At 65.4% G+C, this 12,618-nt stretch carries 12 protein-coding genes; 7 read left to right on the top strand and 5 right to left on the bottom strand.

Going from position 1 to position 12,618, the window contains the following annotated elements:
- Positions 1-2: 2 nt before the first annotated feature.
- Complete coding sequence (trkA, locus tag C493_RS07800) at positions 3-1,337, bottom strand: Trk system potassium transporter TrkA (RefSeq protein ID WP_007258886.1); 1,335 nt, start codon at positions 1,335-1,337, stop codon at positions 3-5.
- Between the two features lie 201 nt (positions 1,338-1,538).
- Between trkA and C493_RS07795 the strand changes: the two genes are divergently transcribed.
- Positions 1,539-2,444 carry an NOP5/NOP56 family protein gene (locus C493_RS07795; RefSeq protein ID WP_007258885.1) on the top strand — a complete coding sequence of 302 codons (906 nt, stop codon included), beginning with the start codon at positions 1,539-1,541 and terminating at the stop codon, positions 2,442-2,444.
- Complete coding sequence (locus C493_RS07790; RefSeq protein ID WP_007258884.1) at positions 2,437-3,072, top strand: fibrillarin-like rRNA/tRNA 2'-O-methyltransferase; 636 nt, start codon at positions 2,437-2,439, stop codon at positions 3,070-3,072. The genes C493_RS07795 and C493_RS07790 overlap by 8 nt, the downstream gene beginning before the upstream one ends.
- Before the next feature lie 98 nt (positions 3,073-3,170).
- Here the strand turns inward: C493_RS07790 and C493_RS07785 are convergent, their stop codons facing one another.
- A complete protein-coding gene (locus C493_RS07785; RefSeq protein WP_007258883.1) occupies positions 3,171-4,487 on the bottom strand; it encodes an RNA-guided endonuclease InsQ/TnpB family protein in 1,317 nt (438 codons plus the stop codon).
- Positions 4,488-4,683: 196 nt separating this feature from the next.
- On the opposite strand from C493_RS07785, the gene C493_RS07780 reads away from it, so the two are divergent.
- Positions 4,684-6,267 carry a fatty acid--CoA ligase gene (locus C493_RS07780; RefSeq protein WP_007258882.1) on the top strand — a complete coding sequence of 528 codons (1,584 nt, stop codon included), beginning with the start codon at positions 4,684-4,686 and terminating at the stop codon, positions 6,265-6,267.
- Positions 6,268-6,312: 45 nt separating this feature from the next.
- On the opposite strand, the gene C493_RS07775 is transcribed toward C493_RS07780, so the two are convergent.
- Entirely contained in the window at positions 6,313-6,597 is a 285-nt protein-coding gene (locus tag C493_RS07775) for a hypothetical protein (protein WP_007258881.1), read from the bottom strand.
- Positions 6,598-6,795: 198 nt separating this feature from the next.
- On the opposite strand from C493_RS07775, the gene C493_RS07770 reads away from it, so the two are divergent.
- From C493_RS07770 to C493_RS07760, 3 genes are all read left to right on the top strand, one after another.
- The gene (locus tag C493_RS07770; protein ID WP_007258879.1) at positions 6,796-7,545 is read left to right on the top strand and encodes an FxLYD domain-containing protein; all 750 of its coding nucleotides are present in this window, start codon (positions 6,796-6,798) and stop codon (positions 7,543-7,545) included.
- A gap of 96 nt (positions 7,546-7,641) precedes the next feature.
- Positions 7,642-8,730, top strand: coding sequence for a glutamate--cysteine ligase (locus tag C493_RS07765; protein ID WP_007258878.1), 1,089 nt, complete (start codon positions 7,642-7,644; stop codon positions 8,728-8,730).
- A 174-nt stretch (positions 8,731-8,904) separates the two neighbouring features.
- Entirely contained in the window at positions 8,905-9,609 is a 705-nt protein-coding gene (locus C493_RS07760; RefSeq protein WP_007258877.1) for a helix-turn-helix domain-containing protein, read from the top strand.
- A gap of 84 nt (positions 9,610-9,693) precedes the next feature.
- Here C493_RS07760 and C493_RS07755 read toward each other — a convergent pair whose 3' ends face one another.
- Positions 9,694-10,827: a M24 family metallopeptidase gene (locus C493_RS07755; protein ID WP_007258876.1), complete on the bottom strand. Its 1,134-nt coding sequence runs from the start codon at positions 10,825-10,827 to the stop codon at positions 9,694-9,696.
- Between the two features lie 180 nt (positions 10,828-11,007).
- On the opposite strand from C493_RS07755, the gene C493_RS07750 reads away from it, so the two are divergent.
- Positions 11,008-11,886: a cytochrome oxidase assembly protein gene (locus C493_RS07750; protein WP_049889246.1), complete on the top strand. Its 879-nt coding sequence runs from the start codon at positions 11,008-11,010 to the stop codon at positions 11,884-11,886.
- Between the two features lie 58 nt (positions 11,887-11,944).
- On the opposite strand, the gene C493_RS07745 is transcribed toward C493_RS07750, so the two are convergent.
- Positions 11,945-12,436 (bottom strand): metal-dependent hydrolase, encoded by a 492-nt coding sequence (locus C493_RS07745; protein WP_007258874.1) that lies wholly within the window; start codon positions 12,434-12,436, stop codon positions 11,945-11,947.
- Between the last annotated feature and the right edge of the window lie 182 nt (positions 12,437-12,618).

Here is a 12,618-nt window from a genome sequence, read left to right as displayed (position 1 = left end):
CGTCAGAGCACCGTGGAGACCTCGTCTAACACCGCCGCGTCGACGAAGAGGACGACGTGGTCGCCGGCCTCGAGGACCGTCGTGCCACGCGGTGTCACGAGGTCGCCGCGTCGCGAGATGGCGCCGATGACGACGCAGTCGGGAAGGTCGGCCGCCGAGTCGGCGATCCGTCGGCCGGTCAGGGCGCTGTCCGGCCCCAGTTCGACCTCGATCACCTCCGCGCGGTCGTGTTCGAGCATCGCGATCTTCTCGGTCTGGTTGGTCCGCGTAAAGCGGACGATCTCCTCGGCGGTTTCCTCCCGCGGATTGATCGCGACGTCGACGCCGACCGTCTCGAAGAGGTCGGTGTACTCCGTGTTTTCGATGATCGCGACCGTTCGGTCGACGCCGACCCGCCTGGCCAGCAGCGAGACGAGCAGGTTCTTCTCGTCGCTCTCGAGGGCGGCGATCACGATATCGGCCTCGTCGATGTGCTCGCGGTCCAGAAACTCCGTGTCGGTCGCGTCGCTTTCCATGACGAACGTCTTCGGGAGCGCCTCGGCCAGCTCGCGGGCGCGGTCGTGGTCGCGCTCGATGAGTCTCGGCTCGAAGCCGTGAGCTTCGAACTCGCGGGCGGCCTGGTAGCCAATCTCGCTGCCGCCGACGACGACGACGTCCTCGGCGCTCGAGGTCGTCTCGGGGACGTTGGCCATCGCGAACTCCTTGACCGAGGTCGGACTGCCGATGACGACGATCCGATCGTCGGCACAGAAGACGGTGTCGCCCCGCGCGACGATCATCTCGTCGCCTCGGAAGACGCCGGCGAAGGTCATCGAGTCGTACTCGTCGACGTCCTCGACGCGCTCGCCGACCAGCGGGCTCTGCGGTCCGATCTCGAACTCGGCCATTCGGACGAGGCCGCCGGCGAACGTCTCGACGTCCTGTGCCCGCGGGAATCCGGAGATCCGGAAGATCGTCTGTGCGACCAGCAGGTCGGTACAGACCATGAAGTCGACGCCGAAGGCGCCCTGCGTTCCCTCCCACGTGTTCAACAGCGTTCGGCGTCGCACGCGCGCGATGGTAAACGCGTCGCTCGCGGTCTTTGCCGTCCCGCAGACCACGATGTTCGTCTCGTCGCTGTCGGTCGAGGCGACGACCAGATCGGCCTTCTCGAGGCCGGCCTCCCGGAGCGTCTCGAGTTCGGTGCCGTCACCTTCGACCGAGAGCACGTCGTACTCGTAGGTGAGGTCCTCCGCGGTCTCGGAGTCGCGGTCGACCACCGCGACGTCGTGGGAGTCCTCGAGGTTCGAGGCGATCATCTTCCCGACCTGGCCCGCGCCGACGATCAGTACGTACATTAGTACCCCTCACTCCGCTGGGACATTGGGTACCGGAAATTTAGGAGGGGCGACGAAAGGTGTTTCGACGTTCCCGCTCACTGATGACGGTCGGGTTGGGACTCGTGGGTGCCTGGATGCGGACGTGATGGAACGAGACGGGACAGACGGGGCGGATCGTTTCGAGAACGCATATACGAGTCCGGCGACGAACGAACGGGTATGACAGATAGTTCCGGCGCGGCCGACGGCTGGTTCGCCGACGCCGATCTCGATCTCGACGACCCCGAGTCGGCTGCGACGGCCGTTCGGTCGGGCTCGGCCAACGCGCCCGCCGACTGGCCCACGATCGCCCTCGAGTCGGGCGTCGTCGACGACGAAGCGGCGTACTACGACGCCCTGAAGGCCGCGACGACGGCGGCGACCCGCGTGGCGGTGACCGAACGCGAGGCAGCCGACGACCGCCAACTCGTCCACGCGGTTCGAGCGATGGACGACTGTACGCGCACCGCGAACGAACTCGCCGAACGCCTCGCCGAGTGGGGCGGGACCGTCGACGCGGACGCCGCCACCGGCGTCGAGTACGCCCGCGATCTCGCGACGCGAAAGGAACCCCCGGCCGGACAGGAGCGCCTCGCCTCCCTCGCCGAGCGCGTCGCCGACCTCGCGGACGAGGCCGACGATCTCCGCGAGTACGTCGAGCGCCGGACGCCGACGGTCGCCCCCAACCTCGCCGCGCTCGCGGGGCCCGTCCTCGCCGCCCGCCTGCTCTCGCTGGCCGGCGGCCTCGAGTCGCTGGCGAAGAAACCGAGCGGGACGGTCCAGGTGTTGGGCGCCGAGGACGCGCTGTTCGCTCACCTGCGCGGGCACGCGCCGTCGCCGAAACACGGGATCATCTTCACCCACGACGCGGTCCGCGGCACCCACCCCGACGAGCGGGGGTCGGCGGCCCGCGCGCTGGCGGGCAAACTCGCCATCGCCGCCCGCGTCGACCACTACTCGGGCGAACCGAAGCCGGAACTCGAGGCGGAACTCGAGGAGCGAATCGAGACGATTCAGGCGCGGACCGACGGCGACGCCGACCCAGATGGTGATGACGACGGCGACGGGGGTGAGGCCGATGCGTGACGACCTTCCCGACGGCGTCGAACGCCGCGAGATCGACGGCGCCGAGCGCCTCGCGACCCGCGGCGACCCGGTCTACGGCGAGCCCACCGACGAGGGATGGCGCGCCTGGAACCCCGCCCGGTCGAAACTCGGCGCGATGCTCGCACTCGGGATGGACACCGGACTCGAGGGCGGCGAGACCGTCCTCTACCTCGGTGCGGCCAGCGGCACGACGGTGAGTCACGTGGCGGACTTCGCCGGCCCGACCTACGCCGTCGAGTTCGCCGCCCGGCCCGCGAGGGACTTGCTCGAGGCCGCCGACTCGCGGCCGCGGCTCTTCCCGCTGCTCAAGGACGCCCGCAAGCCGGAGACGTACGCTCACGTCGTCGAGTCCGGCGTCGACGCGCTGATTCAGGACGTCGCGACGCGAGGGCAGGCCGGCGTCGCCCTCGAGAACGCGCGGTTTCTCGCCGACGACGGCCGTCTCCTGCTGGCGGTCAAGGCCCGAAGCGAGGACGTGACGCGCGACCCCGAGGACGTCTTCGACGACGTCCGGGCCGAACTCGAGGACGAGTACGAAGTACTCGAGTCGCGGTCGCTCGAAACGTACCACGCGGACCATCTCGGAATCGTCGCTCGGCCGCTGTAGGAGTAACCGCCGCCCGGTTTTTCCAGCACACGAAGTGGAGAACGTACAGTTGACATCCTCCCCGCCCTGAAGGGCGAGGATTCCCGAGCGTTGGGATATTACGGTTTGCAGTTTACCACTTGTTCCCTCGGTGAGAATCCGTGGGACAAGTCATGAAGGTAGACTCCGGGCTGTGCCAACCAGCCGGTACTCCTATCTCCACCCAAATCAGGTGCAGACTCGGAGTTACTTTGATTGAAGTCGAGACGGATGTTCTCCGCTCCATTCACGTCCGCGTTGAACGCCGCGTCACACTCCTCACAGACGTACAAGCCGCGTTCGACACGCTGACCTTTGTCCGCCCTACCGCAGACGCAACACGTCTTGCTCGTGTCGCGCTCAGAAACTTCTACGACCTCGATTCCCTCAACGTTCGCCTTATAGGTGAGTATCTTCGTGAAACGGTCGAACGCCCACCCGTGTAAGTCGAGGTTGCCGTGTTTACCCCAGTTTTTCGACTCACCGTTCTCGTCTTCACGGACGCCGTTGAGCTTCCCGATGTTGATTCGCCCTACTCCTTGCTCGATACACCTCTCTACGATGTGTTTGGCGAGACTATGGAAAAAGTGGGTGCGGCGCTCCGACCACTTCGCGTGCAGACGAGTAGCTTCTTTCCCGCCCGAGTCGTCGCACTTGGCGATTTCCTTCGGGAAATAGTAGCCGTCCTGTTTCAAACGGTTGCCGGGGTATAGGTCGGCCTCCTCGGTACTGTATGCTACGGCGGCGAAGTTACAGATACCGAGGTCAACGCCAGCGGTTTCGGTGCCGGGTGCGTCAGGCGTCTCAACTTCGTGCTTGCAGACGAGGTGTAATTCCCATCGCCCCTTTGACTTGTCGTAGACGGCTCTGACTTGTTGCAGATTTTCAACCGTGACTTCGGGACGAGTTTCGTACTCAACGAGGATGTAGTCCCAGTCGCGTGGGTGGTCTTTGTGGTTCGCACCTTTCGAGAGGCGAACGTGGTTGTGTTTCGAGTCGTGACAGATGCCTTTCTGCTTCCACGTTACCGTGCTGCGAGGGTGTTCTTCGTGGACGCGGTTGCCGTTGTCGTCGTAGTAGTTTTTCTTGCGGTAGCCGGGCGGATTCGCTCGACTGTCGTTCTTGCGTTTGCCGTACCACGAGTTGAAGGCTTCAGCGAGTACCTCCAGAACGCGCTGACTGGACTGAGAGTGGAGTCCTTTGTAGTTGTCGTGACCTTTCAACTCGCGTTTCAAGTCCGAGTCGTCGGGAATCTCGCCCGTTTCATCCCACACTTGGCGGGAGTGATAGTTTGCAACGTTCCAGAGTTTGCTGGCACTCCACCCGTGCAGGTCGAGCATCCGCTCCACTTGGGAGTGGTTGAGGATTTTCGCTCGATAGGTGCGGTGGATGTGCATTCGGGGAACGTCTCCATAACTGGTTATGATACGTTGTATTGTATAGTTTTGGATTGAAGCGTGGAATATCCAGCCGGGCAGTCATCGGTGGATGGTGTCATCCAGTGACGGCGTGTATCCCCGCCGTGAACGGCGGGGTTTTGCGCCTGTTCATCCCATAACAAATATAAGGTGGTTTGTTGCAATCTAGCACGTTATGTCTGAACCCCCCACGATCAGTGACACTCTCGAGCAGACGGTCGAACGCCACCCCGACCGCGAGGCGATTATCTATCCGCACAAAGACCAGCGGTGGACCTACGCCGAGTTCGACGACCGCGTCAACAGCCTGGCGAACGCCCTGCTCGAGGCGGGGATCGAGTCCGGCGACCGCGTCGCGACGGTCTTGCACAACGGCTCGGAGATGGCGCTTACCGTCTACGCCTGCGCGAAGATCGGGGCCGTGTTCACGCCGCTTAACTTCCGGCTTCCGGCGGGGGAGATCGAGTACATCGTCAACGACGCCGCCGCCGAGATGGTACTCTTCGAGGAGGCGACTCGAGAGGCCATCGAGAGCGCACGCCCCTCGCTCGAGACGGTGGACGACTACGTCTACATCGACGCCGACGCGCCCGACTACGCGACGGACTTCTACGAACTGGTCGAGTCCGGTTCGACCGACCGACCCGACGTTCGCGTCGAGGAAGACGACGTCTACGCGTTCATCTACACCTCCGGGACGACGGGCCGGCCGAAGGGCGTCGTCCACGAACACCGGAGCATGGTCGAACACAACCTCCTCTGTATCGCCGAGGGCGAAATCACTAAAGACGACGTCGGACTGTCGGTCATGCCGCTGTACCACTGCGCCGAACTCCACTGCAACCTGTTCCCGCGAGTCCACCGCGGCGCGACGAACGTCATCCACCACGAGTTCGATCCCCAGGCCGCGCTGCAGGCGATCGAAGAGCACGGCGTCACGTTCCTGTTCTGTGCGCCGACGGCCTGGAACGGCCTGTCGCTGACCGCCGCGGAGATGGACGTCGACGTCTCCTCGCTTCGACTCGGCCTCTACGGCGCGGCGCCGATGCCGGAACAGGTCCTCGAGAACTGCCGCGAGCACCTCTGCGAGGACTACCTCCAGGCCTACGGCATGACCGAGATCGGCCCGGCCGGCGTCTTCCAGCGTCCGGAAGACCAGCTCTCGAAGCAGGGGTCGGCCGGCCAGGCGGGGCTCAACCACCAGGTACGCGTCGTCGAACCCGACGCCGCGCCCGACCAGGAGGTCGAACAGGGCGAGATCGGTGAGATCCTGATCGCCAGTCCGTGTACGATGCGCGAGTACTGGAACCGACCGGAAGCGACGGAGGAATCCCTCCGCGAACACGACGGAACGACCTGGTACTACACCGGCGACCTCGGCCGACTCGACGAGGACAACTTCCTCTACGTCGTCGACCGCAAGGACGATATGATCGTCTCCGGCGGCGAGAACATCTATCCCGCCGAGGTCGAGGACGTCCTGTTCTCCCACGACGCCGTCGAGGAGGCCGCCGTCGTCGGCGAACCGGACGACGAGTGGGGCGACCTCGTCGTCGCCTACGTCGTCGCCGACGGGGTTACCGCCGACGACTTAGACGAGTTCGCCCTCGAGAGCGACCTGCTCGCGGACTTCAAGCGCCCGCGCAAGTACTACTTCGTCGACGAACTCCCCAAGAATCCGAGCGGCAAGGTCCAGAAGTTCAAGCTCAGAGAGGACGAGGCGGACGTCGAACCCGAGTCCGAGACCGTCGCGACCTGATCGGGCCCGACTCGATCGATCGCGTGACTCGAGTCGCCCTCCTCGTTACGCGTCTCGGAGGACTGCGTAGATCGACTCCGCGATCCGCGGGAACGCGAGCGTCGTGCCGAGGGCGACGGCGAACGCAGCCACGAGCGAGAGCGGCGCGATCCGGACCGCATCCGCCAGCGCCACGCCACCGAAGACGCCGACTGCGAGCGAGAGGTTATAGTAAAATAGGCGCAAGACGATCAACGACGGCGTCACGGCCACCCAGCCGAGCGTCTCGGTCCACAGCGGCCTGATCCAGCCGCCACGGATGGCCGCCCCGACGGCGACCATCGTCTCCATGCTCGAGGCGGAGTTCGGCCTCCGGCCGATCGCCGAACCCGAGGCCGACCTGCGTGCGATGCTCGGCGAACCCCTGAGCGGGGCGTCGAGCGGGGCCAGCCCGGCCGACGACTGAGCGGGAGGTTCAGCGGCCATCGAGCCGATCGAGTAGTCGTCCGGGCCGTAACACGTATCGTATCCCGATATAATGTTGGTGTCATGGACCGACGCCGATTCCTTCTCGGGAGCGGAACGGCACTCTCGGCGCTCGTCGCAGGGTGTGCTTCCGAGACGGAAGAGATGGACGGGAGCACGCGCAACGGTGACGACGACGGAAACGAAAACGGGAACGAGAACGGAAACGGCGGAGACGGTTCGTCTGACTCGGCGGATCTCGCAATCGTCGATCACGAACTCGTCGTCGAGCGGGGAACCTGGTCTACCGACGTGTACGTCGAAGCGACGGTCGAAAACCGCGGCGGTGCAGCGAGTGGAGAGCTGTCGCTACAGGCCGACTGGTACGACGAGAGCGGGAATTATCTCGATAACGACACCGCGCGGCTGAGTTCCCTCGAGGGCGGCGAGACGTGGTCCGCCCGCATCTACCATTTCGGATCGGATTCCGAAGACGTCGACGGATACGAACTCGAGGGCGATTTCAGCGACGACCTCGACGAGGCCGCGGACGGACTGACGCTAGTTACGAGCGAGATGACCGTTACCGGCGACGACATTTCGATCAGCGGCGAGGTGGAAAACGAGAGCGACGACGATCAGCGGTACGTCGAGGTGATCGCGAAGATATACGACGGTGACGGCGTCGTGTTGGGTGACGAGTGGACCAACGTCACCGATCTTCGCGCCGGAGAGACGTGGGCGTTTTCGATACCCCACATCTCGCGGGCTGTCCGAGAACGCGCGTCCGACGCTGCTGACCACGATATCCGTATCGAAACGTCGTCCTGGTGACCGAACCGTGGCAGTCGGTCGCCGTCGCCCTCGGTCGGCGATTCGTCGCCGCCGAGTCCAAACGGTATTTACCACCGCGGCCGAAAACGGCAGACGATGGAACGCGGGTCCCGGGAATCGTTTACGCGCATGGGCACGCTGGGGATCGAAGAGGAGTGTTTCGTCGTCGACGAGACCGGCCGTCCCACCAGCGGCACCGACGAACTCGTCTACGAACACGACCCGCCCGAGATCCTCGAGGACCGGCTGGATCACGAACTGTTCAAGTTCGTCATCGAGACGCAGACGCCGCTGATCGAAGCCCCCGAAGACGCCCGCGAGTCCCTGCTCGAGATTCGACGGGCGCTGGTCGACCACGCCACCGAACACGGCTATCGGATCGCCGCGGCCGGCCTGCATCCGCTGGCGAAGTGGCGCGAACTCGAGCACGCCGAGAAGCCCCGGTATCGCTCCCAGTTGGATCGGATTCAGTACCCCCAGCATCGAAACACGACCGCTGGCGTTCACGTCCACGTCGGCGTCGACGACGCAGACAAGGCGGTCTGGATCGCCAACGAACTGCGCTGGTACGTCCCGATCATGCTCGCGCTCTCCGCGAACTCGCCGTACTGGAACGGCTTCGACACCGGCTTGCAGTCCGCGCGGGCGAAGATTTTCGAGGCGCTGCCGAACACCGGGATGCCGACCTACTTCGAGGACTACGAGGCATTCGACCGCTTCGAGCGCCGGATGCTCGAGACGGACTCGATCAAGGATCGCGGCGAGCTCTGGTACGACGTCCGCCCGCATACGGCCCACGGAACGGTCGAACTGCGCACGCCCGACGGACAGGCCGATCCAGACGTCGTGATGGCGTTCGTCGAGTACGCCCACGCGCTCGTCGAGGCGCTCGCCGAGGACTACGAGGACGGCGCCGAGGGCTACGCTCGCGACCACCGCCGCGAACTGCTCGACGAGAACAAGTGGCGGGCGATCCGCCACGGCCACGACGCCGGCTTCATCGACCGAGAGATGGAAGGGACGGTCGAACTGGGCGAGGTCGTCGACCGCGAGTGCGAACGCCTCGGCATCGACGGCATCAAGACGGTCTACGAACGCGACAGCGGCGCCGAGCGCCAGCGGCGACTGCTCGAGGAGGACGGCGAAGACGCCCTCTGTGAGTCGCTCTTGCTCGGGACCGAGTAACTCGAGTAAGGCGACCGACGGCCGCACTATCGGAGCCCCTGAAACGTGTTACACACTGATTGCGACGCTGTCTGGCGATCAGTGTGCATCGACTTTCATGAGCGACGATCGCCCTGCGACACGCCCCCGCAAAGGTTTACGACCGTGGGTAGCTTTGAGTCTCACGAGAGGATAATGGTCCCAGACGATATTGACGAGCAACGGGTGGACGGCGGAGACGAGCGGTATCGCGAGGACGGTCCGAACGCACTCGAGACGAACGGGTCGGTCGATCAGGAGCGCGACTCGAGGTCCGAGGGGGCTGTCGACGTCGGCGCCGACGCGGCGGGCAGCGCCGACGAGGACGGCGTCCGAACCACGGCCATCGAGGAGGTCGACCAGCGAATCGTCGACCTGCTGTCGTGGATCCTCGACACCGAGACGCGTGCGAAGATCTACGTCTATCTGCTGGCGAATCCCGGCAGCACCTCGGAGGAGGTCGCGAAGGGAACCGGCCTCTATCCGAGCACGGTCCGGGAGGCCCTCGCCGAACTCCACGACGAAGAGCGGGTCTCCCGGGAGAAACGCGCGAGCGAAGGTGCCGGGAACAACCCCTACGAGTACACCGCGATTCAACCGAGCGAGCTCGTCGGCGGCGTCGTCGACCAGGTCCAGCGGGAACTGAACACCATCTTCACGCTCGATCGCGTCCTCGATCGCAGCGAGCCCGACGACTTCGAACCCGCTCTCGGGGCCGGCGACGAGCCGGTAACGATCACCGTCGAGGGTCTCGAGGCGCTCGAGACGGACGCTGACGCTGACGCTGCGGACGAGACCGACGCCGCCGACGCGGACGACGCGGACGACGCGGACGACGCGGACGACGACGTGTCGGACTGAAACGACGACCGGTAATCGGCGTTCGGCCACTCGTCCAGTCGTATTTCCGCCTGTTTCTCGCGCCTTCGCCCTCGCTCTCGATTCTCAGTCCTCGAGTTCGAGCACCGCCGGCCGCTCGAGTTCGAGGTCGTACCCGACGGCGCTGGCCGTCGTCGTTGGCCATCGTCCGGTTTCGGTGAGCACCTCGAGGGGGTGGTCGCCATCACCGTCGTCGTCTCCGACGAGCACCGTCTCTTCGCTCTTTGCGCCGTCGACCGTCGGATTCCAGGCGTACGCCATCGGCGCCGTTACGGGGGCGTCGTGGGCGGGGGTCGCGATCCACTCCCGGCCGGCGAACCCGGCTGCGCCGCCCTGGTGGTGGTGTTCCCACTCGCCGTCGTAGCCGACGGTGGCGTAGGCGTCCTGAATCGCGCTGAAAACGTCGCCTGCGGTTCCGCCCGTTGCAACAGCGTCCTGGGTCGCCGCTAGCGCCGTCGCCTCGACGCGTGCCGCGCTCGCGTGGCGGTCCTCGAGCCACGACGGCGCGTCGAAGGCGACGGTCCGGGTACAGCTCGCGTGGAGGCCGGCGCGCTGGGCCGTCACCGAGACGAGTGCGTAGTCGCCGAGTTCGGCCTCCGTCGGCGTGTAGTGGCGATACCGCTGGGCGCGTTCGGCCCCGCCGACGAGGACGACCGGCGCCTCGACGTTTCGCGCCGAGAGCGCCACGCGGAGCGCGGATGCAACCTCGTGTTCGCTGTCGTCGGCTCGCAGCTCTCGGCAGACCGATTCGACGGCGGCGGCCGTCTGCCGGCCGAGTTCGCGGTAGCGCTCGCAGTCGCGGTCGGTCAGGGGCTGGCGAAGCGGCGTCGGATCCACGCGCTCGAAATTCGATCCCGGCGGCTCGAGGTCGATCGCCGCCCGTTCGGTATCGTCGACGCGGGCCGCGACCGCCTCCGCGAGCGACGATTCGTGCCACGAAAACTGCTCGACCGAGATTTCGTCGGCGTCGAGAGCCGGACATTCTTCGGCGACGATGCGGTCGGCTTCGATGTTGTCCGCCACGAGTCGGACGGTCGAGCCGTCGTAGCCGACAGCGGCGACGCCGGCGTCGGTCTCCCGGTCGACGACGTTGCTCCCGCCGGTCAGCCAGGCGAAGCTGTTCGGTCGGGCGAACCAGACCGAGTCGAGGGTGTTCGACTCGAGGACGGCCTCGAGTCGCTCGCGTTTCGCGTTCTCCATGCCGGGTGCTGGCGTGGCCGACTCTTGAATGCGGCGGACGCGAACGCGTCGGTCGGGACGACTGTGTCGATTCGGAACCGGAATGTTCGGTCTCGGGGCGCTACAGCGGCCGATTCCAGCGAGCTAAGAACGACTCGGGCAACCTAAGTACGGGTGGTCCTAACCCTCGCTCGAACGCCCGTGTCGACCGATAGTCAGACCTCTCGCCCGGTAGTTCGTCCGCTGATCGAACGATTCGGCTTCCACCATCTGCTCGCAACGACGCTCGTGTTGGTCGCAGCGACGATCCTGCTCGGCGTCGCCGCGAAGGCGACCGGTTCGGGGCTCGCCTGCGAGGCCAACTGGCCCCAGTGTGACGCCGGTCCGTACAACCTGCTCCCGGCGAATATCCCGAGTTTCTACGAGTGGTTCCATCGCTTCGTCGCCATGTTCGCCGGCTTCGCCATCATCGGGACCGCGCTCGCCTCGATCCGACTTCCGGACGTCGATAGACGCGTCGTCGCGCTGGTCGTCGCCGGGATGATTCTGACGCCGATTCAGGTCGTCCTCGGCCGCGAGACCGTCACGCAGTACACGATGAACATCCTGTCGCTGCACTTCTGGACGGCCGTGCTCATCTTCGCGCTGTTCGTCGTCGCGACCGTCCTCGTCTGGGGGCCCCGACTGACGGCGACGCACGTCTCCGGTGCGCTCGGCCTCGGCCTGCTCTCGCTGCCGTTCCACGTCGCCCTCAGCCCGCTGGTGGTCGGCGACATCACGTCTTACAGCCCGTCGGTACAGATGGCCCAGTACGGCGTCACGCTCGCGTTGCTCACGGCAGTCATCGTCGCGCCGATGGTCGGACACCGCCGGTTCGCCTCGGGTCGGTTGACCGCGTTGCTCTCCGGTTCGACGGTGATGGCTATGGCCGTGATCTTCCTCGGTCGACGCGCCGTGATGACGTTCAATCCCGCGCTCGACTACCTCTACGTCATCGCCGCCGGCGTCCTCTTTGCGACGTTCGCCGTCGCGCTGTACCTGACTCGACGCGCGGCCGGCGCAAGCGAGCGCGCACGGTAACGGACCGATCGAGGGGCGTCGCGTTCGATCGATTTCTGCTACTCGATTCTTCCGCTGCTCACCCGAGTACGACGACGATCACCACGCCGAGCCCCGCGGCGGTCGCGCCGATCCCGAACAGTACGTAGTTGGCGATCGAATTCGCCGCTTTCGTCACCTCGAGCGTGTAGTGGCGCCGCGAGAGCGGCCAGAACGGCCGGATACCCATCGGCGTGAGAGCGTCGGCCAGGATGTGCGAGACGATCGAAAGCGTCCCGACGACGAACGCGAACGCGACGAAGCCGACGTCTAACAGCGGCGTGGCGGCGTCGACGAGGACGGCGGTGATTCCGGCGAGTCCGCCACCGACGAGGACGGCGAAGGCAAACGAGTGCGTCGGGCCGCGGTGGGCGAGAAACGGCACCTGCTGGTCGCAGTCGGGGAGCGTCGAGAGGGCGATGCAGACGAGCGCACCGACCAGCGCCATCGTCTCGTTTCCGGCGAGGGCGACGACGGTCCCGAGCGGGGCGTAGGCGAGCAACGCGGCGCCGTAGTGGCCGACCTGGTACATCTAGACGCCGCAATTCGGCCTGATGTGGTAAAAACTACCGGATTCGTCACCCATCACGTTCGCTTCTAACGCAGCGGCCGGTACTTAAACTACTTCGATATCAAACCGGCCAATTCTTGTAAGCTCCTGTGGATGTTTCATCGAACGACCCTCCATGTACTGTGACACACAGCGCCCCTCGA

It is taken from the genome of Natronolimnohabitans innermongolicus JCM 12255 (genome assembly GCF_000337215.1).
Taxonomy (GTDB): Archaea; Halobacteriota; Halobacteria; order Halobacteriales; family Natrialbaceae; genus Natronolimnohabitans; species Natronolimnohabitans innermongolicus.
The sequence above is the reverse complement of the archived record's forward strand: the minus strand, read 5'-3'. Positions and strand labels throughout refer to the sequence as shown.

What these genes read in the sequence shown, in the direction of transcription:
- C493_RS07765 (WP_007258878.1), top strand. Translation starts at nt 7,642, where the DNA reads ATGGAACGCGGGTCCCGGGAATCGTTTACGCGCATGGGCACGCTGGGG.
- C493_RS07785 (WP_007258883.1), bottom strand. Translation starts at nt 4,487, where the DNA reads ATGCACATCCACCGCACCTATCGAGCGAAAATCCTCAACCACTCCCAA.
- trkA (WP_007258886.1), bottom strand. Translation starts at nt 1,337, where the DNA reads ATGTACGTACTGATCGTCGGCGCGGGCCAGGTCGGGAAGATGATCGCC.
- C493_RS07775 (WP_007258881.1), bottom strand. Translation starts at nt 6,597, where the DNA reads ATGGAGACGATGGTCGCCGTCGGGGCGGCCATCCGTGGCGGCTGGATC.
- C493_RS07795 (WP_007258885.1), top strand. Translation starts at nt 1,539, where the DNA reads ATGACAGATAGTTCCGGCGCGGCCGACGGCTGGTTCGCCGACGCCGAT.
- C493_RS07745 (WP_007258874.1), bottom strand. Translation starts at nt 12,436, where the DNA reads ATGTACCAGGTCGGCCACTACGGCGCCGCGTTGCTCGCCTACGCCCCG.
- C493_RS07755 (WP_007258876.1), bottom strand. Translation starts at nt 10,827, where the DNA reads ATGGAGAACGCGAAACGCGAGCGACTCGAGGCCGTCCTCGAGTCGAAC.
- C493_RS07790 (WP_007258884.1), top strand. Translation starts at nt 2,437, where the DNA reads ATGCGTGACGACCTTCCCGACGGCGTCGAACGCCGCGAGATCGACGGC.
- C493_RS07770 (WP_007258879.1), top strand. Translation starts at nt 6,796, where the DNA reads ATGGACCGACGCCGATTCCTTCTCGGGAGCGGAACGGCACTCTCGGCG.
- C493_RS07780 (WP_007258882.1), top strand. Translation starts at nt 4,684, where the DNA reads ATGTCTGAACCCCCCACGATCAGTGACACTCTCGAGCAGACGGTCGAA.
- C493_RS07760 (WP_007258877.1), top strand. Translation starts at nt 8,905, where the DNA reads ATGGTCCCAGACGATATTGACGAGCAACGGGTGGACGGCGGAGACGAG.